At 57.7% G+C, this 23,861-nt stretch carries 23 protein-coding genes and 1 pseudogene; 1 reads left to right on the forward strand and 23 read right to left on the reverse strand.

Features of this window, described 5'->3' with window-relative positions; genetic code table 11:
- Positions 1 to 15 precede the first annotated feature (15 nt).
- The 6 genes and pseudogenes from fdhF to M989_RS15185 form a co-directional block, all read right to left on the reverse strand.
- Positions 16 to 2,163 carry a formate dehydrogenase subunit alpha gene (fdhF, locus tag M989_RS15155; RefSeq protein WP_083965170.1) on the reverse strand — a complete coding sequence of 716 codons (2,148 nt, stop codon included), beginning with the start codon at positions 2,161 to 2,163 and terminating at the stop codon, positions 16 to 18.
- Positions 2,164 to 2,478: 315 nt separating this feature from the next.
- A complete protein-coding gene (locus M989_RS15165) occupies positions 2,479 to 3,933 on the reverse strand; it encodes an MdtP family multidrug efflux transporter outer membrane subunit (protein ID WP_064546715.1) in 1,455 nt (484 codons plus the stop codon).
- Positions 3,930 to 5,909, reverse strand: coding sequence for a multidrug efflux transporter permease subunit MdtO (gene mdtO / locus M989_RS15170; protein ID WP_064546718.1), 1,980 nt, complete (start codon positions 5,907 to 5,909; stop codon positions 3,930 to 3,932). Before mdtO ends, M989_RS15165 begins: the two co-directional genes overlap by 4 nt.
- Positions 5,910 to 5,911: 2 nt before the next feature.
- Positions 5,912 to 6,942 (reverse strand): annotated as a pseudogene (mdtN, locus tag M989_RS15175) (multidrug transporter subunit MdtN).
- Positions 6,943 to 6,961: 19 nt separating this feature from the next.
- Positions 6,962 to 7,237: a YtcA family lipoprotein gene (locus M989_RS15180; RefSeq protein ID WP_064546720.1), complete on the reverse strand. Its 276-nt coding sequence runs from the start codon at positions 7,235 to 7,237 to the stop codon at positions 6,962 to 6,964.
- A gap of 212 nt (positions 7,238 to 7,449) precedes the next feature.
- Positions 7,450 to 9,435 carry an alkyl/aryl-sulfatase gene (locus M989_RS15185; protein WP_064546722.1) on the reverse strand — a complete coding sequence of 662 codons (1,986 nt, stop codon included), beginning with the start codon at positions 9,433 to 9,435 and terminating at the stop codon, positions 7,450 to 7,452.
- A 305-nt stretch (positions 9,436 to 9,740) separates the two neighbouring features.
- Here M989_RS15185 and yjdP point away from each other — a divergent pair, with 305 nt between their 5' ends.
- Positions 9,741 to 10,079: a DDRRRQL repeat protein YjdP gene (yjdP, locus tag M989_RS15190; RefSeq protein WP_064546724.1), complete on the forward strand. Its 339-nt coding sequence runs from the start codon at positions 9,741 to 9,743 to the stop codon at positions 10,077 to 10,079.
- Here yjdP and phnP read toward each other — a convergent pair.
- From phnP to kdgT, 17 genes are all read right to left on the reverse strand, one after another.
- Positions 10,076 to 10,834, reverse strand: coding sequence for a phosphonate metabolism protein PhnP (phnP, locus tag M989_RS15195; RefSeq protein ID WP_064546726.1), 759 nt, complete (start codon positions 10,832 to 10,834; stop codon positions 10,076 to 10,078). The two genes, yjdP and phnP, sit on opposite strands and share 4 nt — an antisense overlap.
- A gap of 9 nt (positions 10,835 to 10,843) precedes the next feature.
- The gene (gene phnO / locus M989_RS15200; protein WP_064546727.1) at positions 10,844 to 11,278 is read right to left on the reverse strand and encodes an aminoalkylphosphonate N-acetyltransferase; all 435 of its coding nucleotides are present in this window, start codon (positions 11,276 to 11,278) and stop codon (positions 10,844 to 10,846) included.
- Positions 11,265 to 11,822 (reverse strand): ribose 1,5-bisphosphokinase, encoded by a 558-nt coding sequence (phnN, locus tag M989_RS15205; protein WP_064546729.1) that lies wholly within the window; start codon positions 11,820 to 11,822, stop codon positions 11,265 to 11,267. Before phnN ends, phnO begins: the two co-directional genes overlap by 14 nt.
- Positions 11,822 to 12,958 carry an alpha-D-ribose 1-methylphosphonate 5-triphosphate diphosphatase gene (gene phnM / locus M989_RS15210; protein WP_064546731.1) on the reverse strand — a complete coding sequence of 379 codons (1,137 nt, stop codon included), beginning with the start codon at positions 12,956 to 12,958 and terminating at the stop codon, positions 11,822 to 11,824. Before phnM ends, phnN begins: the two co-directional genes overlap by 1 nt.
- A complete protein-coding gene (phnL, locus tag M989_RS15215; protein ID WP_064546764.1) occupies positions 12,955 to 13,641 on the reverse strand; it encodes a phosphonate C-P lyase system protein PhnL in 687 nt (228 codons plus the stop codon). The genes phnM and phnL overlap by 4 nt, the downstream gene beginning before the upstream one ends.
- Before the next feature lie 126 nt (positions 13,642 to 13,767).
- On the reverse strand, positions 13,768 to 14,526 hold the full coding sequence (gene phnK / locus M989_RS15220; protein WP_064546733.1) for a phosphonate C-P lyase system protein PhnK: 759 nt from the start codon (positions 14,524 to 14,526) through the stop codon (positions 13,768 to 13,770).
- On the reverse strand, positions 14,523 to 15,368 hold the full coding sequence (gene phnJ / locus M989_RS15225; RefSeq protein ID WP_064546735.1) for an alpha-D-ribose 1-methylphosphonate 5-phosphate C-P-lyase PhnJ: 846 nt from the start codon (positions 15,366 to 15,368) through the stop codon (positions 14,523 to 14,525). Before phnJ ends, phnK begins: the two co-directional genes overlap by 4 nt.
- Positions 15,361 to 16,425, reverse strand: a complete 1,065-nt coding sequence (locus M989_RS15230; RefSeq protein WP_064546737.1) for a carbon-phosphorus lyase complex subunit — start codon at positions 16,423 to 16,425, stop codon at positions 15,361 to 15,363. Before M989_RS15230 ends, phnJ begins: the two co-directional genes overlap by 8 nt.
- 1 nt (position 16,426) lies before the next feature.
- Positions 16,427 to 17,011, reverse strand: a complete 585-nt coding sequence (phnH, locus tag M989_RS15235; RefSeq protein ID WP_064546738.1) for a phosphonate C-P lyase system protein PhnH — start codon at positions 17,009 to 17,011, stop codon at positions 16,427 to 16,429.
- Positions 17,008 to 17,460, reverse strand: coding sequence for a phosphonate C-P lyase system protein PhnG (phnG, locus tag M989_RS15240; protein WP_064546740.1), 453 nt, complete (start codon positions 17,458 to 17,460; stop codon positions 17,008 to 17,010). Before phnG ends, phnH begins: the two co-directional genes overlap by 4 nt.
- Entirely contained in the window at positions 17,461 to 18,186 is a 726-nt protein-coding gene (gene phnF, locus M989_RS15245; RefSeq protein ID WP_064546742.1) for a phosphonate metabolism transcriptional regulator PhnF, read from the reverse strand.
- A gap of 20 nt (positions 18,187 to 18,206) precedes the next feature.
- Positions 18,207 to 18,989, reverse strand: coding sequence for a phosphonate ABC transporter, permease protein PhnE (gene phnE, locus M989_RS15250; RefSeq protein WP_064546745.1), 783 nt, complete (start codon positions 18,987 to 18,989; stop codon positions 18,207 to 18,209).
- A 101-nt stretch (positions 18,990 to 19,090) separates the two neighbouring features.
- Entirely contained in the window at positions 19,091 to 20,107 is a 1,017-nt protein-coding gene (gene phnD / locus M989_RS15255) for a phosphonate ABC transporter substrate-binding protein (protein ID WP_064546747.1), read from the reverse strand.
- A gap of 23 nt (positions 20,108 to 20,130) precedes the next feature.
- On the reverse strand, positions 20,131 to 20,919 hold the full coding sequence (gene phnC / locus M989_RS15260; RefSeq protein WP_064546749.1) for a phosphonate ABC transporter ATP-binding protein: 789 nt from the start codon (positions 20,917 to 20,919) through the stop codon (positions 20,131 to 20,133).
- A gap of 132 nt (positions 20,920 to 21,051) precedes the next feature.
- Positions 21,052 to 21,498, reverse strand: coding sequence for a VOC family metalloprotein YjdN (gene yjdN, locus M989_RS15265; protein WP_064546750.1), 447 nt, complete (start codon positions 21,496 to 21,498; stop codon positions 21,052 to 21,054).
- A gap of 177 nt (positions 21,499 to 21,675) precedes the next feature.
- The gene (locus tag M989_RS15270) at positions 21,676 to 22,011 is read right to left on the reverse strand and encodes a zinc ribbon domain-containing protein YjdM (RefSeq protein ID WP_064546752.1); all 336 of its coding nucleotides are present in this window, start codon (positions 22,009 to 22,011) and stop codon (positions 21,676 to 21,678) included.
- 170 nt (positions 22,012 to 22,181) lie between these two features.
- On the reverse strand, positions 22,182 to 23,180 hold the full coding sequence (kdgT, locus tag M989_RS15275) for a 2-keto-3-deoxygluconate transporter (protein WP_064546754.1): 999 nt from the start codon (positions 23,178 to 23,180) through the stop codon (positions 22,182 to 22,184).
- Positions 23,181 to 23,861 lie beyond the last annotated feature (681 nt).

The following is a 23,861-nucleotide window of genomic DNA, read 5'->3' on the forward strand; positions in this document are numbered from 1 at the left end:
TTGAAACGAGTCCGCTTAGCCCATTGCGCTTTCGCGCAGGCGGGCCTTCAGCTTATTGTACTCATCAATCACATACTGCTCGGCGGCACGCTGGTCGGCAATCGGCTCAACGTTCACGGCGCAGTACTTATACTCAGGCGTTTTGGTAATCGGGCTTAAGTTCTCGGTTACCAGCTCATTACAGGCCCCAATCCACCACTGGTAGGTCATGTAAATCGCGCCTTTGTTCGGACGATCGCTGACCGCCGCGCGGGTGATGATGCGGCCTTTGCGGGAGTTCACCCACACCAGCGCTTCATCTTCGATGCCTAAACGCGCCGCATCGGCGGTGTTGATCTGGGCATAGCCCGGTTCATCCGCCAGCGCCGCCAGCGCCGCACAGTTGCCGGTCATCGAACGGCAAGAGTAGTGGCCGACTTCACGCACCGTAGAGAGCACCATCGGGTACTCGTCGGTGAGTTTGTCGATTGGCGCTACCCAGTCGCAGGTGAAGAACTGCGCCAGGCCGTTCGGGGTGTCGAACTTCTCTTTGAAGAGATAGGTCGTGCCCTGGTCGGCATCGGAGGTATCGCGGCACGGCCACTGGATAAAGCCCAGTTCGCCCATTTTCTCGTAGGTGGCGCCGTAGAAGTCCGGGCACAGATGACGCAACTCGTCCCAGATTTCCTGGGTGTTGTTGTAGTGCATCGGATAACCCATACGGGTGGCGATTTCACTGATGATCTGCCAGTCCGTTTTCAGGTCCCACTTCGGTTCTACTGCTTTAAAGAAGCGTTGGAAGCCACGGTCCGCCGCGGTAAAGACACCTTCATGTTCGCCCCATGACGTAGACGGTAAAATCACATCCGCCGCCGCCGCGGTTTTGGTCATAAAGATATCCTGGACGATAACCAGTTCCAGATCTTCGAACCCTTTGCGTACCGCAGAGAGTTCAGCATCGGTCTGTAACGGGTCTTCACCCATGATGTACGCCGCGCGTACTTCGCCATGCGCCGCACGGTGCGGCAGTTCGCTGATGCGATAGCCGGTATGTGCTGGCAGGCTGTCGACGCCCCAGGCTTTGGCGAATTTCTCGCGGTTAGCCGGATCTTTTACGTACTGATAGCCCGGATAGGTATCCGGCAGCGCGCCCATGTCGCAGGCGCCCTGAACGTTGTTCTGGCCGCGAACCGGGTTAACGCCCACGCTAGGCTTACCGAGGTTGCCGGTCAGCATCGCGAGGCTGGTCAGTGAACGTACGGTTTCCACGCCCTGATAGAACTGGGTTACGCCCATGCCCCACAGGATGGCCGCGCTTTTCGCACTGGCATACATGCGCGCGCACTGACGAATTTCCTGCGCGCTGACGCCGGTAATGTCTTCGACAGACTCTGGCGTGTAGCCTTCGACAATCTTGCGGTACTCTTCAAACCCTTCGGTACGGCTGGCGACAAACGCCTGGTCGTACAGGTTTTCTTCAATAATGACATGACCCATGGCGTTGAGCAGCGCGATATTCGAGCCGTTTTTCAACGCGATATGCATGTCGGCAATGCGCGCGGTTTCAATTTTGCGCGGATCGCAGACGATGATTTTCGCCCCGTTACGTTTGGCGTTAATCACGTGATTCGCCACGATAGGGTGGGAATCAGCCGGGTTGTACCCGAAGATAAAGACTAAGTCAGTGTCATCAATTTCGTTGATGCCGTTACTCATTGCGCCGTTACCGACCGATTGGTGCAGACCTGCAACCGAAGGGCCGTGTCAGACGCGAGCGCAGCAGTCGACGTTATTGGTACCAATAACGGCGCGCGCGAATTTTTGCATGACGTAGTTAGTTTCGTTACCCGTCCCGCGTGAGGAACCGGTAGTCTGAATGGCATCCGGGCCGTATTTCGCTTTGATCGCGCTCAGGCGATCGGCCACGTAATTCAGCGCTTCGTCCCAGGAGACGGATTCCAGCTTGCCGCCACGCTGGCGACGGATCATTGGGGTTTTCAGACGTGGCGTCAGGATCTGGGTATCGTTAATAAAATCCCAGCCGTAATAGCCTTTCAGACACAGGGTACCCTGGTTGGTTTTCCCCTGAGCCGCCTCCGCCCGGACGATTTTTCCGTTATCGACCACCAGGTTGATTTTGCAACCTGATGCGCAATACGGGCAAACCGTGACGACTTTTTTCATCGGTCTCGCTCCAGTTAATCAAATCGCGCATACGCGCTGTCGCCCTCAGCATGCATCTTTTATGCCACTTTTTTATTGTGGGCATTCCCTGATATTACGGGTGATTTTTGGTCAAAACCCTGACGAAAAACAGGCTGTCGTCATATTTGACGTGTCGAAGGGAAAATTGAGGTGACATTTCTGGGGGGAGGCGAGCCACTCCCGGAGTCGGCGCTGGCGCGCCTCGTCCGGGCTACATTTTTGTAGGCCGGATAAGGCAACGCCGCCATCCGGCAATGTGCGCCGATCTGCCTGATGGCGCTGCGCTTATCAGGCCTACTTACCGGGAGCGGCCTGATAGCCGCCGCCCAGCGTTTTGATCAGCTGTAGGCTTTGAATCACCCGCTGGGTGTCGAGCATCAGCAGCGACATCTGCTCGGCAAGCACCGGCAGGCGCGCTTCGGTCGCCTGTAACCGGCTGCCAAGACCCCGGTTAAAAGCGGCTTCGGCGGCGCTTTGGCTATAGCGCATCGCCTCGACGCGATCGGCTTGCATCTGCCGTTCATCGCTCAGCGTTTGCAGGCGCGTACCGCCGATCGCCACGTCGCGCACCGCGTTCAGCACCGACTGGTTGTAGCGCTCAATCAGCATGTTGCTGTTGGCGCGCGTGTTTTGCAGGTTGGCGTTCAGGCGACCGCCGTCGAACAGCGGCAGGCGCAGGCCGGGGATAAAGTTAATTTGCCGACTGGTGCCCTTGAACAGATCGTCAATATGAATGGCGTCGAGGCCAAAGAACATTTTGATATCAAAGCTCGGGTAGAACAGCGCCCGCGCGGCATCGACCTGATCGAGCGACGCCTGCACGTACCAGCGCATGGCCTGAAGGTCCGGACGACGGGCGAGCAGAGAGTAGGAGAGCGTAGCGGGAACGCCCGCTTGCACCTGCGGCAGCGCGACGGGCTTAATCTCAGGTAACCCGTCGGCACCTGCGCCCATCAGCGCGCGCAGCGATTCGCGAGTTTCTTTGATTTGCCCTTTGGTGGCAGCAATCTGCTTCTCCACCGCCAGGATCTGCGCCCGCGCGCCGTGGTACGGTACTTTGGCTTCGAGACCCTGCGCAACTTTGCTCTGATGCGCCTGTACCGCGTAGTCAATCACGCTGCGGGTCTGCTCGAGCAGGTCGAGCATTTGATAGCTGGCCTGAATGCTGTAATACAGCTGCGCGACGGCGACAGAGAGCGACAGTTCTACCGCCGCGGTTTCCGCGAGGCTGGCGTTCTGCGCGCCGATGGCCGCCGATACGGCGGAGCGATGCGCGCCCCACAGATCGGGATCAAACCCGGCAACTAAGCCGACGGTGGCTTCCGTGTAGTACGGGCCATCCATCCCAAGTCTCGGTGCGTCCAGCGCGTAGGGGCCGAGGAAACCGTTGGCGGAGGCGCGCTGGCGGTTAATCATGCCTAAGGCCGCCATTTGCAACTGCGAACCGGCCTCCAGCAGGTCGGCCTGCGCCCGCGCTTTGTCTTCGCGCAGTTTGGCCTCGGCCAGCGTATGTGAACCGGCGAGCGTCTTATCAATCAGCGCCGTCAGCTGGGGGTCGTTAAACTGCCGCCACCACTGCGCCTGTGGCCAGCCCTGGCTCGCCAGATGGATATCATCGGCCAGCTTGATTTGCTCTGGCCGAAGCTGCGCGTGCGGCGCTGAGTCTTTACGGATTAACGCGCAGCCGGAGAGCGCCGTGGCGCCGGTAAGCAGGCCGCAAAGTAGTAAGCGAGAAAGGTGACGAGTCATTGTGGTGTGGCTCCTTGCGCCTGTTCCCCGGCAACAGCGATAGCCGAGCCAGTCCAGTCAGGTAACCGGGCGATTTGCTGCATCGCGCGCTGCGCCGGTTCCGATAATGTTGATAATGCGTCGAGGCTTGCCGTGGGCGGGTGGCTGCTTGCGGTCGCGATTCCTGCGGCATACTGCTCCACCGCTGCGGCGAGATCCGGTTCTGGGGTTGGCATGTTGTTGTTGGCGTAGAGGATCTCTCGCCCCTGGCGAATAACGGCCTTGCTGCGCGCCAGCAGCAGAGCACGTTCTTCATCATTTAGCTGCCGTTCGAGCGCCACGCGATCGCACATCTCTTCACAGGCGTTAAACGCGGCGTGACAACCGATGCGCAGCTGGAGCCAGGTCCGCTGCATCGCCGGATCGTTCTGAGGAATGCGCAGCAGCTTGCCAAGGCTACTGAGCGCTGCCGCCAGCTTTTGTGGCAGGACGCCAGCTTCGCTTTCCGGCCAGATAAAGGTGTAGATCACCGCCGAGACGGCGGTGCCGACCAGAATGCCGACCGCACGATCGCGGATCTCGACCAGATCGTAAACCGGGCCAAAGGCATTCTCGAGGGTGGCGAGCGCAAAGGTGACGATCATCTGCGTGCCGATATAGGACGATCGCTCCGATCCGGTAGCGATCCACGCGGCAAGCAGCAGGATGGGGGCCAGCACGCACAGCAGTTCGGCAATATTATCCAGCCACGGGATCACGCAAATTGTCACCAGCAGCGCCAGCACAGCGCCGCATACCGCGCCGCCAAAACGCAGCGCCATTTTCTGCCACGATGAGCCGATGCTGGGGTTGGCGACAATAATGCAGGTCAGCATGCAGGTGTGAATGCCTTCCCAGTCAACGCCGGAATAAAAGACGTAACAGATCATGCAGGCCAGCAGCGTTTTCAGCGCGTAGCGAAGATAGGCCGGATTGCTGAAGGCGTCCGGTACCATCGACGGCTGTTTGGTGACAGGCGGTGGCGGCGTATCGGGGTCCATTGTTCCCAGTTGACGCAGCTGCTTGAAGAGCGTTTCCAGGCCGGATTTCCGGGCAACGGCACGTTCATCTGCGCTCAGTTCCAGCGCGCTTTGCCATGGCTCACCCTGCGCGATTGAATGCCGTAGCGACGTCATTTCACCGCGTAGCTTTTGTATCAGCGCGGGGGGCTGAGCGCGGGGGGAATAACGGTTAAGCGTGCTGTACAGATAAGTGACTGTGGCAACGCAGTTTTGCCACCAGGCGCTGCGTGCCTTCCAGTCGGCATCATCGGCCAGGCAGAATACGTTGAGTTTTTGCAGTGCCAGCGCTTCCCGTTCAACGTATTTTTCCGCCAACGGCGCGGACGATGTCGTCAGGTGGGCGAGTGCATCATCAAGCCTTGCGCACAGCGCCTCCTGCATCTGCGTTCCCGCGCGGTCGGGGAACCACAGCACCCCCAGTAGCACCATCAGCAGCGTAGGGTAGAGGCCCACGACAATGCACCACAGCGTCAGACGCACGACGATTTCTGGATAATCGAGCATGCCGGGAAAGGTTTGACCGTACACGGCGATAATAGCGACGGCGAAGAACAGCAGCCCGAGCTTGTAGGTGCGCATCATAAACATGCAGCCAAGCACCACCAGGCTGGCGACGACCAGGCGTATGAGTGGATAGCTGTAGGCCCATTTGTAGATCAAAAACAGGCTGGCGATTTCCATAACCGTGGCCGCGACGAACAGGATCGCCACAAATTTGGTGTAAAATGCGTTGGACTGCACGCCGTAAAACAGGACCGCCAGCGAGATCGCCAGAAACGGGATCTGGAAGGTCATTGAGATCAGCACGACCAGCAGACAGCCTGTCCACAGCTGGAGCGTCTGCGGCAGCCGTCCTGGCCGCCGCTCGCTGAGTTCTTCATGGAAAAACGCCAGCAGCCTGACCAGCGGCAGAGGCAGATAATGGAATATATTCATGATTATTGCGGCTCAAGGCTGGCAACCGCCGATGCGCCGATGCGGAACAGCCCCGCGTCCGGTTTATCGACCATGATTTTGACCGGAAAGCGCTGGGCCACGCGTACCCAATTGATGGAGCGAGAGACGCGCGGCAGACCGCCGATGACGATGCCGCCGTCATCCGGCAGTACGCCGTAGCCGATGGAGTCGACCTTACCGCTGAAGGTTTTGCCGCTGTCGCTCATCAGGAGCAGCGTTGCAGGCGTGCCAGTGTGGATATTTTTCAGATCGGTTTCGCGGAAGTTGGCAATCACGTACCAGTGACGGGTGTCGATGAGGGTGAAAATGGGTTTCATCGCGGAGGCGAACTGGCCGATAGACGTTTTCAGCGACACCACGCGGCCATCAAACGGCGCGCGCACCGTCGCCATTTCAAGATGCAGTTTGGTTAGCGCAATATCGGCTTCGACGGCAACGCGCTGCGCAACCAGCGCATCGACGCCGCTGACCGCGCTGGCGGCCTGCTGTGCCTGGAGTAGTACGGCGTTGAGATCGGCTTCGCTCGCGCGCTGCGCCGTTCTGGCGCGGTCAACGTCTTCGGCGGAGACAAACCTTGCGCCAGCAGCGGTTCAGTGCGCTTAAGCGTATCGCTGGCCTGTTTCGCCGCCGCACGCGCTTTGGCCACGGTAGCTTCAACGGAACCGGCGGCAAATTTCTGCGCGTCGACGCTACGCTGGGTCAACATGATTTGTTTATCCAGCGCCGCCAGTGAGGCTTCCGCCTTGGCCAGGCTGGCTTCATAAGGGCGAGGATCGATGCGGAACAGCAGATCGCCCTGTTTGACCTGCTGGTTATCGGTGACTGCCAGTTCCACGATACGGCCGCTGACTTCGGGAACGACGTCGATGGTGTCGGCGGACACGTAGGCATCGTCGGTTGTCGGCTTGCTATCTATTCGCCAGATGACAAAAATCAAAACGATGAGAGTGAGTAGAACTAAAACCAGCGCCGGTAATTTGCGGCGAGACGTGTTTTTCTGCGTGCTTTCCATGAGCGCATCTCAATGTGAGTTAGAAAAATACCAGCCAGAACAGCATGGTATAGAGAGCAAAAAGGGCGGTATAAATAATGCCTGCCAGCGGCGGGGTATGATATCTCCGCATGATAATACGTCGCGTTATGAGCGTCAGGATAACGCCGACGATAACGCAGAAAAACCAGCTGGGATAATAGGCGCCAATAACGGGAATAGAGGGGGATAACGAGCATCCCGAGAGTAATGTCACCAGCGTGAAACAGCCGATTTTTTTTAACGGTATCACCATTCTGGATTGAGTGATTTGCATAATAAAAACATCCTGTTTATTGCGAACAATATCCGGGTGAATGTGAGGGGAATAAAGGTGTCAGTATGAGCAATTTTCCCTCAGAGAAAAATGGATTTATTTCATTACCGCATCCATAACTTATTTTGCTATGTTATTCTTAATTATTGGTTCATCTTTTTGGTGAATTTAATTCACCCGAAGGCGATATCCGTCTCCGGGTATCACCATTATTAATTTGGCGTCACGATGTTAACCCACAGCTCGAACTGATCCAGGCATTCGAGAATGTCATTCAGCTTCGTGGCGTTGCCGATGACTTTCACCTGTTTCGCTTTAATCAGGTCAGCCATTTTCGCCTGGCCAGTCAGTATGCGGTGTAAATCGGTACGACTCATGTAAAACGAGGCGTCCGCCTTCGGCTGTAGCGTCTGGCGGTAGTTGAGAACGCTGTTATTTAGCGTCAGGTTCAGGTCGTCGTTATTGTCCAGATTGAAGTTCAGGCTGATATTTTTGCCCGCGGCTTTACGGCTATCGAGACGCACCGCCATATAGTCGAACAGCATTTCAACCGTCATTCCCTTAATGGTGTCGGGGGAGTTGGTGGTGCCGTGGCTGAATTTACGCACACCCTCACGCAGTTCTTTTGCCCCGGTGAGATAGAAGCCACGCCAGGTGGCGGATTCAGCCTGATAGCCCAGTTGTTCGAAGGTGTCCGCCTGCAAATTCTTCGCGACCTGGTCATTCGGGTCGGCGGCTATCACCTGTTTGAGCAGTTCGGCTGCCCAGCGATAGTCGCCCTGGTTAAAGGCATCACGGGCAAGATTGATAGCATGCGCGGATCCGCCCAGTGCTTTGACATAGCGCTGGCCCATCTCCACCTGGCCATAAGGATGGAGGTTGGCCGGATTACCATCGTAATAGCCGAGATAGTAGTTGTAGACCGCGCGGGCGTTATGGCTCACGGAGCCGTAGTAACCGCGGCTGGCCCAGTTGTGAGCAAGCGACGGCGGTAATTTAATCATGTCGCCCACTTCGTTCAGGGTGTAGCCCTGGTTTGCCAGATGCAGCGTTTGGTCATGTATATACTTGATGGTGTCGCGATATTTGCCAATATAATCATTAATATGCTGATTGCCCCAAACGGGCCAGGTGTGTGGCATAAACAACACTTCGGCCTGGCTGCCCCAGCGATCCAGCGTTTCATTCAGGTAGGATGCCCACTTGCTGGTATCGCGGGTTTTGGCGCCGCGCAGGGTATAGAAGTTATGCAGCGTATGGGTGGCATTTTCCGCCGTGCAGAGCGCTTTCAACGCTGGGATGTAGAAATGCATTTCCGCAGGAGCTTCGCTGCCCGGCGCCATCAGGAAGTCAAATTCCAGGCCATCAATGACTCTTTTTTCGCCCGTTTGGGTAATCAACTGGGTCGGCGCGATAATGGTCGGGTAGCCGGTGGTTAGCGTGACGCCAAGGCCATTGCCAATATTGCCCTGCGGATTATGCGGTAGCAGCAGGCCGTAAGAGTAGAGCGCCCGGCGGCTCATGATAGTGCCCGCCAGCACGTTCTCGCTGATAGCCTCCTCCATAAAACCGTTTGGCGCAAAGATTTGCACCTTGCCGGACTTAACCTCTTCCTCTGAAACCAGCCCTTTTACACCGCCATAGTGGTCGGTGTGGCTATGCGTATAGATAATCGCCACAATTGGCTTCTGAGGACGATGCTGATAGTAGAGGTCCAGGCTGGCTTTTGCGGCCCCAGCCGTCACCAGCGGGTCGATAACGATGACGCCCGTATCCCCTTCGATAAACGTAATGTTTGAAATGTCCTGACTGCGAACCTGGTACATACGATCGGTGACTTTAAACAGGCCGGAAATACCATTGAGCTGCGATTGTCGCCAGAAGCTCGGGTTGACGGTTGAGGGGGCTGGCGCATTGAGGTCAAATTTATAATCTTCAGCGCGATAGGTTATCTTGCCCTGCGCATCTTTTAATTCGCCCTGGTTTAATAGCGGCGCGATAAAACCACGCTGCGCATCTTCAAAATCCTGGCGATCGTTAAAAGGCAATGATTCAGTATATTTCTGATTAACCTGTTGGGTATAGCTGCTCGCCTCTTTTGGCGACTCAGCTGCGGAGGCGCTATTTAGCATCAGACCGGTGGCGGCAGCAAGGGCAATAAATATTCTGCTAAGCCGAAATAATCTTGAATGATTCATGTGACTTTCCCTTTTCATTAATATCGTGAATGGATTCGCGCTGTAATCTGTTTTTATTTAAGGTAGGTTATATTAATTGTGTTTTGTCGTTTATTTATAAAATCGTTGTGATGGTCGTCGTTATTTTCATGAGGTATTTGTGCGAAAGCCTGGAGTAAATAATTTATAGATATATTTTTTTGTGAGGTAATAGCTTACAGCTATATTCAGGAATGTTCAGGCGAAGGAGGAATTGAGATTCCTCCGCTACACCCTGGTACGAAGTTTACCTAATCTACAGCCAGCATCCCTACGAGACTGGCCCTATGAAACGTTCACTCACCGCCGCTATTTTTATCATGCTGTCGCTGGCCAGCCAGCTGGCGCATGCTGATATCATTGATGATGCCATTGGTAATATTCAGCAGGCGATCAACGATGCCTATAACCCAGGCAGCGATCGTTCCAGCCAGGATCGCGACGACGACGATCGCGTCTGGGACGATCGCCGCGGCGGTTCCCAAAGCAGCCAGCAGTATAACGATCGCCGCCGCCAGCTGGACGATCGTCGGCGTCAGTTGGATGACCGCCAACGCCAGCTCGATCAGGAGCGACGCCAGCTGTCGGACGATGAGCGGCGTCTTGATGACGATTATGACCGCTAGGCGAGGCGAATTTCCATGCCGTCGTAGCCCGCTTCAAAACCGGGCGGCAGCAGATGGGTCATCATCCACTCATCAAACTGGTGACTAATATGGGTCAGCACCACGCGCGGGCAGCGGATTTGTTCGTTGAGCGCCACGATGGTGGCTAAATCGCTGTGGTTACGTGGTGTCTGTTCGCGGGGGGCATGGCTGCAATCAATCACCATCACCTGCGGCTGATTATTGCTTAAGAAAGTGAGCGTTTTATCAGGCAGCCCGGCGCTATCTGACAGCCAGGCGACACGGCTGTGCGGCGTCTCCAGCAGATAGCCAAAGGTGAGTTTTGAGTGTTCCAGCGGGACCGGCGTAATCTGCAATCCCTGCAAGTCAAATACCACAAACGGCTCCACGGTATGGCTGAAATCCAGCAGGCCAGGATGTTTGAAGAGATCGTCGCAGCCCTGTTCGTCCGGCGGGCCATACACTGGCACCGTTTCGCCTACGCCCCAGCGCAGCGGAAACAAGCCCTGAACGTGGTCCATATGATAGTGGGTGAGTAAAAACTGCTGGAAGGATCCCGCGGGCCAACGCTCGGTAAGGTCGTGCAATCCCGCATCAATCAGCGTGACCGCGTCGTTAAAGCGGACAACGCCGCTGCATGCTTTACGGCGATACTGCGGCGCGCGGTGGGCGCGCACGCAGGCGGGGCAATGGCAGCCCCAGGCCGGCACGCCCTGCGCGCCGCCGGTACCGCTGAGGGTGAGAGTTAAACTCATACGGCATCCTCATAGCGCTTTGGTGAATCGAATGTGGCTCGGCGCGTAGCCTTCGCGCTGGTAAAAACGATGGGCGTCGAGTCGTCGGGTACTGGTGGACAGCTCGGTCATCTCCGCGCCCGCCTCACGTGCGGTCTCTTCGGCCCAGCTCAACAGTTGGCTGCCGACGCCTGAACCACGCGCGCATGGCATGACGACCAGCTCCTGAATCTCGCCAATCCAGTTGGCGTGATGCAGATGAAACTGCAAATGCAGGCTGATGATGCCGACCACCTCGCTGCCCTGCAAAGCCAGTTGATAGTGCAGATGCGGGTCCTGAAGATTGGCGGCGAAGCCGGTGTAAAAGGCGTCTTTGTCGAATTCGGCTTGCTTTAGTTCGCACATCAGCGCGTAAACGTCATCAATATCCTCGAACGTCGCATGGCGCAGCTCACAGACAGGCATGGTCCTTCTCCTTGCGTCCCATCAGGGTCAGTAAAATATCCACTGACTGTAGCAAACTTCCATCATTATTGAGCATATAGCAGTTTTCTGGCGCATAGCGGGCGGCACGCTCCAGCCGGGCGGCAATCTCCATACCGTTCTCGCGCCCACGGGCCTGAAGACGTTCGCGCAGAATCGGCGGCGAAACCTGCAAGCACACTGGCAGCAGGGCGTTGCCGTAGCGCGCTTTGGCCTGCGCCAGATGCGCGCGCGAGCCGTTGACGATGACATCGAACCCGGCGTGCAGCCACAGGTCGATCTCTACGCCCACGCCGTAATACAGGCCGTTAGCATGCCAGCTCAGGGCCAGCAGGTTGTGTCCGGCACGGGTAAAAAATTCCTGCTCACTCAATGCGATGTGGTTTTCGCAGCCGGCGTTGGCCGGACGGGTTATGTAGCGATGGGCAACCAACAGCTGCGCATGTTCCTGCTGACGAAGCACTTCCAGCAGGCTGTCTTTGCCGGAGCCGGAGGGCCCCATTAACCAGATCAGTTTTCCTTTCATCAGAATACCCTTTTACCCTGACGCCAGACGTGGTCGATATGGATGTGCTCGCCTTTGCGGTGCGCCAACACCAGATCGGCGCGTTTACCTTCGCCAATCACCCCGCGGTCTTGCAGGTTAAGCGCGCGCGCCGGGTTTTTTGTCACCAGATTGATGGCCTGCGACAGGGTAAAGGCATTTTGCTGGTCATCGGCAACGCGGAAGGCGGCGTCCAGCAAGCTCGCCGGGTAGTAATCGGAGGAGAGAATATCCAGCAGGCCCCGTTGCGCGAGTTGGCTGGCTGCGACATTGCCGGAGTGCGAACCGCCGCGAACGATATTTGGCGCGCCCATCAGCACGTTCAGGCCGTGGCGGCGTGATGACTCGGCGGCTTCAAAGGTGGTGGGGAATTCGGCGATAACGCTGCCTAGCTGATGCGATTCCACCACGTGTTCATGAGTCGCATCGTCATGGCTGGCCAGCGCGATGTTGCGGTCACGGCACATGCCGGCAATGGCGGTGCGGTTAGGCTGCGACCAGCGTGCGGCAAGCTGCAGCTGTTCTTCTTCGTACTGACGCATCTCCTGGTCAGTCAGTGAGTACTTACCTTGATAGTATTCCCGGTACTTCTCACGATTGGCGAACTGGCGCTGGCCGGGAGAGTGGTCCATTAACGACACCAGCGTCACCGGCTCGCGACCGACCAGTTTTTCAAACAGCGGCAGCGTGGTGTGGTGCGGCAGTTCGCAGCGCAGATGCAGACGATGCTCGGCACGGTTGAGACCGCGTTTCTGCGTCTCTTCCACCGCGTTAATCATCTTCTCGAGGTTCTCCAGACGGTCACCGCCGTCGCGCACATCGCCAATGGCTACCGCGTCCAGCACGGTGGTGATGCCGCTGGCGACCATCAGCGCGTCATGGCTGCTCATGGCGGAATGGGCGGGCCAGTCTACCTTCGGGCGTGGGGTGAAGAATTTATCCAGATTATCGGTATGCAGCTCAATTAGCCCCGGCAGCAGCCAGCCGCCTTCACCGTCGAAGGCTTCCGGCAGGCGGCTCTGGGTTTCGGCGAAGGCGCGGATTTCCCCGTCATGTACCTCCAGCGAACCGTGGACCACATCATTCTCAAGCACCAGTTTTACGTTATTGATAATCATGCAGGTGTACCCATTGGGTGGAGGCGGTCAGCGACCTGATTGCGGACGGTTTCGTCATGGAAAATACCGACGATGGCCGCACCGCGCGATTTGGCTTCTTCGATAAGGCTCACCACCGCGGCGCTATTTTTGGCGTCCAGCGAGGCGGTAGGTTCGTCGAGCAGCAGAATCGGGTAGTCGACGATAAAACCGCGGGCGATGTTGACGCGCTGCTGCTCGCCGCCGGAGAAGGTCGACGGCGCGAGGTGCCACAGACGCTCTGGTACGTTCAGGCGGCTTAGCAACTGGGCGGCTTTGGCGGCACAGGTTTCGCGCGGCACGCCAGTATTGAGCAGCGGTTGCATCACCACTTCCAGCGTGGAAATTCGCGGGATAACGCGCAGAAACTGGCTGACCCAGCCGACGGTGGTTTTGCGCACTTCCACCACCTTGCGCGCCGGAGCGCTCACCAGGTCGACCCATTCGTCGCCGTGTTTAATATGAATATGGCCTTCATCCGGCAGATAGTTGGCGTAGAGCGAGCGCAGCAGGGTGGATTTACCGCTGCCGGAGTGGCCGTGCAGCACCACGCACTCGCCGGCGTTGACGGTGAGTGAGGCGTTGCGCAGCACCGGAAGCTGAACGCCGTTTTGCTGGTGCAGAACAAAGGTTTTACTGACGTTTTCGACGCGGATCGCGTTCATTTTTGCCTCTTTAAGCATTTGTGCGTTCGATTGCCTGATGGCGCTTCGCTTATCAGGCCTACAAGCGATGCCGAACCGTAGGCCGGATAAGGCGCAGCCGCCATCCGGCAATTCGCTGCTCGATAATTAATTCTGCAACACCGACGACACCAACAGCTGGGTATACGGATGATGCGGATCGTCGAGCACCCGATCGGTCAGCCCACTTTCCACCACCTGACCCTGTTTCATCACCAGCAGGCGGTCGGCGAGCAGCCTCGCGACGCCCAAATCATGGGTGACAATCACCACCGCCAGGTTCAGCTCCACCACCAGGCCGCGCAGCAGGTCGAGCAGGCGTGCCTGCACCGACACGTCCAGCCCGCCGGTGGGCTCATCCATAAACACCAGCTTTGGGTGGGTGACGAGGTTGCGGGCAATCTGCAGACGCTGCTGCATCCCGCCGGAAAACGTGGTTGGCAGGTCGTCGATACGCGACGCAGGGATCTCCACTTCCTCCAGCCAGCGCTGGGCGGTAGCGCGGATATCGCCGTAATGGCGCGCGCCGGTGGCCATCAGTCGTTCGCCGATATTGCCGCCCGCCGACACCTGACGACGCAGGCCGTCCATCGGATGTTGATGCACCACGCCCCATTCGGTGCGCAGCAGACGGCGGCGGTCGGCCTCGGTCATCGCGTACAGCGAACGGTCCCGATAGCGAATTTCCCCTTCCTGCGGCGTCAGGCGCGCCGAAATGGATTTCAGCAGCGTGGTTTTACCGGAGCCGGATTCGCCGACGATGCCCAGCACTTCACCCGGCCATAAATCAAAGGAGACGTTGCAGAACCCCTTGCCCGGCGCGTAGAGATGGGTCAGACGGTCAACGGAGAGTAATGGTTGCATCATGCGTTTTTTGCCTCGCTCTGTTGGCGGCAGAAATCGGTATCGGAGCAGACAAACATCCGCTTGCCGCTGTCATCCAGCACCACTTCATCAAGATAGCTGTGCTGCGATCCGCAGATGGCGCACGGTTCGTCCCAGCTCTGGATGGTGAACGGATGGTCGTCAAAATCGAGGCTTTCCACGCGGGTAAACGGCGGCACGGCGTAGATGCGCTTCTCGCGCCCGGCGCCGAACAGCTGTAGCGCGGGCATCATGTCCATCTTCGGGTTATCGAATTTTGGGATCGGCGACGGGTCCATCACGTAGCGACCGTTGACCTTTACCGGGTAGGCGTAGGTGGTGGCGATATGGCCGAAGCGGGCGATATCTTCATACAGCTTCACCTGCATCACGCCGTACTCTTCCAGCGCGTGCATGGTGCGGGTCTCCGTTTCGCGCGGTTCGATAAAGCGCAGCGGCTCGGGGATCGGCACCTGGAAGATCAGGATCTGATCCTCAGTCAGCAGCGTCTCCGGGATCCGGTGGCGCGTCTGGATCAAGGTGGCGTCTTCGGTGCGCTCGGTGGTGTTCACCCCGGTCACGCGTTGGAAGAACTGGCGGATGGAGACGGCGTTGGTGGTGTCATCCGCACCCTGGTCAATCACCTTCAGCACGTCCGCTTCGCCAATCACGCTGGCGGTAAGCTGGATCCCGCCGGTGCCCCAGCCGTACGGCATCGGCATTTCGCGGCCGCCGAACGGCACCTGATAGCCGGGGATCGCCACCGCTTTGAGGATGGCGCGACGGATCATGCGCTTGGTCTGTTCATCGAGGTAGGCAAAGTTGTAGCCGCTGAGATTAGCCATTTTTCTGCTCCCGTTGCAGGCGTTTCAACAGTTCCAGTTCGGCCTGGAAATCGACGTAGTGGGGGAGTTTGAGGTGCGAGACGAAACCGGCGGCTTCGACGTTATCGGCGTGGGCGAGGACAAACTCTTCGTCCTGCGCCGGGCCGACGGCGTGCTCGTCATACTCCGGGGCCTGCAACGCGCGGTCGACCAGCGCCATCGCCATCGCCTTGCGCTCGCTCATGCCGAAGACCAGCCCGTAGCCGCGGGTGAAGTGCGGCGGCTCGTCAGCCAGGTCGACGAAGCCGTTGACCATTTCGCATTCCGTCATCAACAGTTCACCGACATTTACCGCAAAACCCAGCTCTTCAGGCACGATTGAAACGTCGATATAGCCGCTGCGAATCTCACCAGCAAACGGGTGGTTGCGCCCGTAGCCGCGCTGGGTGGAGTAGGCCAGCGCCAGCAAATAGCCTTCGTCGCCGCGCATGAGCTGCTGGAGACGTGAGGAGCGCGAGCAGGGGTAGACCGGCGGCGTGCGGGTGATATCGTCCGGCGTCGCGCCGCTGTCCTCTTCCGTCTTTGCCAGTCCCTGGCTTGCCAGCAGGCTAAAGACGTGCGGCGCGGGCGTCGGCTCGCCATCATCGGTTTGCAGGGACGGGGCTTCGCCGTTTGCCAGCAGGGTAAAATCCAGCAGACGGTGGGTGTAGTCGTAGGTGGGGCCGAGCAGCTGGCCGCCCGGTACGTCTTTGTAGACGGCGGAAATACGGCGTTCCAGGCGCATATGACTCGTCTCCAGGGGCTCGCTCACCGCCAGTTTCGCCAGCGTGGTGCGGTAGGCGCGCAGCAGGAAAATCGCTTCAACGTTATCGCCGCTCGCCTGCTTTAGCGCCAGCGCCGCGAGCTCGCGGTCGGCGATGCCGCCTTCGGTCATCACCCGGTCCACCGCCAGGTTAAGCTGCTGTTCAATCTGAGCGACGCTGAGTTCCGGCAACGCGGTATCACCCCGGCGTCGATGTTCTTGTAGCGCATGGGCGGCGGCTATCGCCTTCTCGCCCCCTTTGACGGCAACGTACATATCAGCAAACCTCGACGTGAGTGGTGCGCGGAATGGCCAGCAGACGCTCGCCGCAGGTGAGGATCAGATCTACGCCGAGCGGGAACGGGTGCGGGCGTTCGGTCAGTTCATGCAGAATGCAGTTCGGCAGCTGCGGGGCGATCATCCGTTCTTCGGCGATGCCCGCACCGGTCAGGCGCAGCATGCGCCCGCCGCTGAGACTTGGGACCTGCACAATCAGCGTGGCGCTGGTTTCCGGCGCTACCGCGCTGCCTTCGCACAGGACGTTTAACTGCTCGCTGCTGATGGTGTCGCTTGAGACGGCGAAGGTTGCCTGCTGCGGCTGCTCAACCAGCGGCGCATTGGTATGAAAACGCAGGCTCTGGCTGACGATATCGTTATGCAGCGTGTTGGACAGCCACACCGGCGTGTCGTTGTCGGCCAGGGTCAGCAGCACGCTGGTGGTGGCGACGTTCAGCGGCTGCCAGCCGTGCTTGAGCTGATGCAGCGCGACGATCACCCCCGGTTCGCTCATGGCTTTTAACAGGCGACGAAAGCTGTGCTGGGCATCCTGCACGGGAAGGGTAAAAGCGGTTTCCAGGGTCATGCGTTATCTCCGCGAACCAGCGTAAAGAAGTCGACCCGGCTGGCGTTAATTTCAGCCTGGCGTGCGGCAATGCGCGCGGTACGGTCGGCTTCCAGCGGGGTAATCAGGGTTTCTAGTAAGGTTTGAAAATGGATGGGCTGCTGCATCAGCGCATCAATCAGCGCGCAGCGCTCGGCGTGGGCTTTATCGCGCCCCAGCACCCAGCTGTAGCCCACGGTTCCGTTGCTCAAGCGCACGGCAGCGCGGGTTAGCGTGGCGTCACCGGCAAAGAAGCGTTCGCCGGTGCCGCCCATGCGGCCCTGAAGCTGGACCAGGCCGGTTTCCGGGGCGCGAATCGTCTTGTAGTCGGCGATAATGTTCAGCGCGACCATTTTTTCCGCAATATTGGCGGGGTCGCTGTGGGACAGCACCGACATCCAGCGCTGACGGGTTGCGGTATCGAGGTGCATTCAGTGCTCCATAATAAATTCGATCATGTCGGCGCGGGTCAGGCTGACGGAGTACTCCATCACCTGGTCATCGCCTTCACGGTGGTTCAGGGTGCGCACGCACAGCAGGGGCGCCATGTTGGGAATTTCTAAGCGCTGGCTCTCTTTGGCCTGCGCCCGACGTGCGCTGATGCGGGTCTGGCTACGTTTGAGCACAATGCCGGTTTGCTCGCGCAGAAAGTCGTGCAGCGAGCCGCTGCTAAAGCTTTGCAACTGGGGCCAAAGTTGAAGGTCGGCAAAGTAGTGGTCGATAAGGCACAGCGCCACGCCGTTGACCCGACGCAGGGTGCGCAGATGGATGACGTTGTCGCCCTCGCGAATTCCCAGCGCTTCGGCGATATGGCCGGAGGCCGGGCGCAGCACCGACAGCAGCTTCTCGCTGGTGGGATGGCTGCCCTGGTCGAGCAGGTTCTGGCTAAAGCGCGTCTGGGCGTTCAGCGGGTAGTCGAACGGGCGCATCAGCACCAGCACGCCAATTCCCTGGCGGCGCTGAACCCAGCCTTTCTCGACCAGCTGGTCGATGGCGCGACGCAGGGTGTGACGGTTTACTTCAAAACGCGCCGCCAGCTGGTGCTCGGCGGGCAGGTAGTCGCCGCAGCGGTAGTTCTGGCGCAGCTCTTGCTCCAGGCGAGCGGCAATCTCTTGATAACGCGTTGGATAACTGGTCGGATGTGTAGACAGGTGCATAGTCAACAAGACCTCGCTAATCAGATGAAGTGCTTACGCAAACGCTGGGAAAGGAAATCCAGCAGGCTGACGGTGACGATGATAAGAATCATCAGCGCACAGGTTTGCTGGAACTGGAAACCGCGAATAGCCTCCCACAGCGTTACGCCAATGCCGCCTGCGCCCACCATCCCGACCACCGTGGCGGAACGGACGTTGGACTCGAAGCGGTAGAGCGAGTAGGAGATGAGAAGCGGCATTACCTGCGGCAGCACGCCGTAGAGGATCTCTTCGATTTTGTTGGCGCCCGTGGCGCGAATGCCTTCAACCGGCCCGGGTTCAATGGCTTCTACCGCTTCGGAAAGCAGCTTGGAGAGCACGCCAGTGGTGTGAATAAACAGCGCCAGCACCCCGGCAAACGGGCCCAGGCCGACGGCAACGACGAACAGCATGGCGAAGACCATTTCGTTGATCGCGCGACAGGCGTCCATCAGGCGACGCATCGGCTGGTAGACCCACCACGGGACCAGGTTTTCGGCGCTCATCAGGCCGCAGGGGATGGAGAGCACCACCGCCAGCGCGGTGCCCCAGACGGCGATTTGCAGGGTCACGGCCATCTCGCTGAGATAGTCCTGCCACTGGCTAAAGTCCGGCGGGAAGAAGTCGGCGGCGAAGGTCGCCATGTTGCCCGCGTCGGTGAACAGGGTGACCGGGTTCATTTCCGCCCCTTTCCAGGAGACGACGAGCACCGCCAGCAGGATGGCCCAGCTAATCAGCGAGAACCAGCTGCGCTTGGGCGGGGGAACGGTGATGGTGTGTTGCATGGTTGGGCTCCGTGCGTGTGTTATTGCCGGATGGCGGCGCAAGCGCCTTATCCGGCCTACCATCGTAGGCCCGGTAAGCGAAGCGCCACCGGGCACCAGGGTTACTGCACCGCTTTGGTCACCGACGTCATCGCGCCAATCGCCGCCGTGGTACGGTCAAGGTCGTTCAGCCGCGCCTGAATCTCGGCGGTCTTCGTGGCTTTATCTGTGGCGTTCAGCGTGTCGTTGCTCTTCACGGTTTGCATCTCTTTAAACAGGGTCAACTGGCGAATCGGCAGCAGCTGGAGATCGCTGGAAGCGCGGAACGGCGCCCAGCCCAGACGTTCCAGCACCGCTTTCTCTTCCGGTGTTTTGCCGTAGTTCATAAAGAAGCTGTACACCTTGTCCTTGGTGGATTCAGACAGGTTTTTACGCCACACAATCGGGTCACCGGGGATCAGCGGCGATTTCCAGATAACCTTCAGCTGTTTCAGCTTGTCCGGCGCGGAGACCTTCAGCTTGTCGAGGTTTTCGGTGTTGTTGGTGGCGACATCCACCTGCTTGTTGGCGACGGCCAGGGCGTTGGTTTCATGGCTGGCGTTAACCGTGCGCTTGAAGTCGCTGGCGGAAGCGTTGTTTTTGGCGAAGACGTAGTAGCCCGGGACGAGGAAACCGGAGGTGGAGTTCGGGTCACCGTTGCCGAAGGTCAGCTCTTTGCGTTTGGCGAGCAGCTCGTTGAGGTTGTTGATCGGGCTGTCTTTGTTGACGATCAGCACGCTCCAGTAGCCCGGTGCGCCGTCGGCGGCGACGGTCTGGGCGAACACCTGACCGTTGGCGCGATCCACCGCTTCCATGGCGGAGAGGTTGCCGTACCAGGCGATGTCGACTTTATTGAAGCGCATGCCCTGAATAATTCCCGCATAGTCCGGGGCGAAAAAAGCGTTCACTTTCACGCCCAGCGACTTTTCCATGTCCTTCAGGAACGGTTCCCACTGTGGCTTTAAGTTCTGCTGTGATTCCGTCGAAATAATGCCGAAGTTCAGCGCTTTTTCCTGTTCTTCCGCGTATACGGGGCTGAGCAGGGTGCTGAGGCTAAACATGCTGGTAAAGGCCAGCGCGGCAACGGCTTTATAACTCATTTCCATTCCTCATTGTGGGGACGTTAAGCAGCCTGCGCGTTCTGTTCGACGCGAATTATGCTGCGGTAGAGATGGTCAAAACGATCGTTATCAAACTGCTGGCTGCTGCCGTCGTAGAACACCTGTCCCTGGCGCAGCGCGACGATGCGTTCGCAGTAGCGCAGCGCATAGTCGACCTGATGCAGCGTCACCACCACGGTGATGCCGTCGGTCTGGTTAATGTCGCGCAGCGTGTCCATAACGATGCGCGCCGATTCAGGATCCAACGAGGCGATAGGTTCATCGGCGAGAATGACTTTTGCCTGCTGCATCAAGGCCCGAGCAATGGCCACGCGCTGCTGCTGTCCGCCAGATAACGTCGACACGCGCTGATGAGCCATGTGCGCCATGCCGACGCGGGTTAATGCCTGTAGGGCGCGCTGTTTCTGCTCGCGGGTGAACCAGCTAAAGCAGGTACGCCAGAAGGGCGTGCTGCCGAGCGCGCCAATCAGCACGTTCTCCAGTACGCTCAGGCGGTTAACGAGGTTGAACTGCTGGAAGATGTAGCCGGTTTGAGCACGGCTCTTGCGGATGTCGCGCGCCAGACGGCCCGCCTGCTGTACGGTATTGCCCAGCAGTTCGATACGACACTCCGGCGTTTTATCGCCGACGATGAGGCCGCTAAGGTGACGTAAAAGGGTGGATTTGCCAGAACCGGACGGGCCAAGCAGAGCCACCATCTCACCGGCGTGGACGTTCAAATCAATAGCGTGCAGTACCTGATGCTGATTGAACGTCTTGTTGAGCTTTTCAACGCGAATAATGGTTTGCATATTGGGACCCTCAAAAAAGGTGGCCCCATCGTGGCGAACTCATGTGACATTTGGGTTAAGACGGGATGACTCGATGATGAATAATTGACAGGGATTTGATGACAGTACGGGAGGCCGTGGCCTCCCGCGTTGTCAGAGCGTCGGCTCTTGTTGTTTGACCACGTTAATCATCCACGGTACGCCGTACCGGTCGATTACACGGCCAAACCCGTGTGCCCAGAAGGTCTCTTGCCACGGCATTTCCACCTTGCCGTTGGCGGCGAGATTATCGAACCAGCGTTTACCTTCTTTAACGTCCTGAGTGTCGAGCACCAGCGTGAAACCCGCGTAGTGGGCGTCGTCGGGTGAGACGCCGTCGCTCATCATGATATCGCTGCCTGCAATGTGGACGTTGGCGTGGGCAATGGCGCTGTCGGGGAACTTCAGGCCGGAGGGGCAACCGCCTTCGTCATCCATCGATGAGGGCGGCATTTCGCCGAAGGTGATTTTGTAGCGCAGTTCCGCACCCAGCGCCTGCTGATAGTAGGCAATGGCATCGGCGCAGTTGCCGGAAAAGGCGAGATAGGGACTTAACGGCATAATCGTTACCTCAGGTAAGAGTAGCCAGTTAAGTGTAGTGCGTGTCGGTGCAGGGAGCGAAGCGTGGCGGGGGATGTATTGCCGGATGGCGCTTCGCTTATCCGGCCTACGGGACAGCGCAATTTGTAGGCCGGATAAGATGCGTAGCATCGCCATCCGGCAATGCTACAGGTTCAATCAGTTCTTTTTCACAAACTCAGATTTCAGCTTCATCGGGCCGAAACCGTCGATTTTGCAATCGATGTTGTGATCGCCTTCGACCAGGCGGATGTTTTTCACTTTGGTGCCGATCTTCAACATGGAAGAGCTGCCTTTGACCTTCAGGTCTTTGACGACGGTGACGCTGTCGCCGTCGGCCAGCAGGTTGCCGTTAGCGTCTTTGACGATCAGCGCGTCGCTGTCTTGCGCGGGTTCAGCATCGTTCCACTCATGCGCGCATTCCGGGCAGATGAACATGCCGTTGTCTTCGTAGGTGTATTCGGAGTTGCATTGTGGGCAATGGGGTAATGACATGGAGTGTTTCCTCAAAAGTGCAGTGCGAAAGGCAAGGGCCTGAAAAAACGGCAAATCGCCGAAAATAGCCCTGATTATACAATAAAACCCTGCATTTGTCGGTGTTATCCCGGACGGGATGAGGAATGGTGGGGAAATACTCCCTCTCCCCAGCGGGGAGAGGGAACCGATTAGTGGTGCGCGGACTCCGGTATCACCTGTGTTTCAGAGTCTGCCGATTTTGGCGCGCCATAACGTTTCGCATACAGCGCGGTAATAATCGGCACCAGAATCGCGGTGACAATCACGCTGGCGGCAACCAGCGCCGTGGCGGAAGCGGCAACCGGGGCGAACGAGGGGTTAATCTGCGCAATAATCACCGGGTTTGCCACGGCAGCGCCCGCTGCGGAAGAGGCGGCGACGCCTGCGGTGCCGTTACCGCCACCGATGACGCGGTCAGCGATAATCAGCGGAATACCGGTGATAACGATGACGGCAACACCCAGTACGATACCCAGCAGGCCGGTGTCGAGAATCACGCTCAGGTTGATGGTATTACCCAGCGCAAAACCGAAGAACGGAATCAGTACCGGCGTCGCCTTGCTGAAGAAAGTACGCAGGTCGTGGTCCAGGTTGCCGAGGGTGAAACCAATCAGGAACGGCAGGACGGCGCCGATAAAATGGTGCGGCTCGAAAGAAGCAAGGCCTGCAGAACCGAGGATAACCATCGTCATCAGCGGGCCGGATTCCAGCGACATCAGGACGAAAGCGCCTGACTCTTCTTTAGTACCATACTGATTCATCAGGCTGGCATACAGGCCGCCGTTGGTCATATCCATCGCAGAGACGATCGCCAGAACGGAAAGTCCGGCGAAGAAACCGGTCTGAATACCCGTATCCGGAATGAACATGGCCGCAATCATTGCCACAACCCATGCCACGGCGATTTTGGTCAGTACCAGCGTACCGGATTTACGTAATACCGTGCCGGTGGCGCGTAAATCAATGGATGCCCCAATGCAGAAGAACCAGACGGCCAGAATGGGCACCGTTCCGCCGATCATGCCTTTGGTGAAAGATCCGAAATATTCGCCGGTGCTCGGTGCGAAGGTATTTAATACCGCGCCTAACAGTAACGGGATAAGCATCATCCCGCCAGGGATTCGTTCCATTGTTGCTTTAATTTTCATCTGGCATCCTCGCCTCGTACCGCCTTCTGACGGTAGAAGAGATTAAGTATAATAATTTCAGTTAATTATGTTGCTATCGTCTGGTGTTTCCATGCCAGCGCACTCCGGATAAGAAGATGTTTTCTGGCATGTTTAAAGTTGTTGCGGACGCTATAATGCATTTATTGGAATGCTGATTCAATGAAAATAAAACTATGTTTTATTTATATAGATCACACATTTTATAAATGAGAAATGCGCTATGGTGAAATTGAATTGGGCTGTGAATTCTTTGTGAAATATTCTGAAATATTTTTTTTCTTAAATGAGGGGGAAAAGGAGGCGGTTTGCCAGATTTTTCCACTGGTGAGGCGATAATCGGCAAGGAGAAGGTGAGCGAAATATTTCGCCGTTGTGGCGGGTGTCACTCTTTTGTTAAGTTGATCACAATATTAATCGCTGTTAGGGTAAATAGGATTGCCTCTCTGCGGGATATTTTTCGAGAGGAACCTGATTAACTGACTCGCCATCAGGCCCAACAGGTTTGATTGTCGGAGAACATACTCCAACGCCGACATGCAAACCTGCTACGCTTGGATAAACGGAACCAGACTTGCCACGGTTCCCTTTACGCACCTTCGCAAACGCCTTGCCGTTTGCCCCCACTGGGTGTGCGTTCAAGGCGAAATTGAACGAGGAAAA

The sequence above is a fragment of the Kluyvera georgiana ATCC 51603 genome (genome assembly GCF_001654985.1).
GTDB lineage: Bacteria > Pseudomonadota > Gammaproteobacteria > Enterobacterales > Enterobacteriaceae > Kluyvera > Kluyvera georgiana.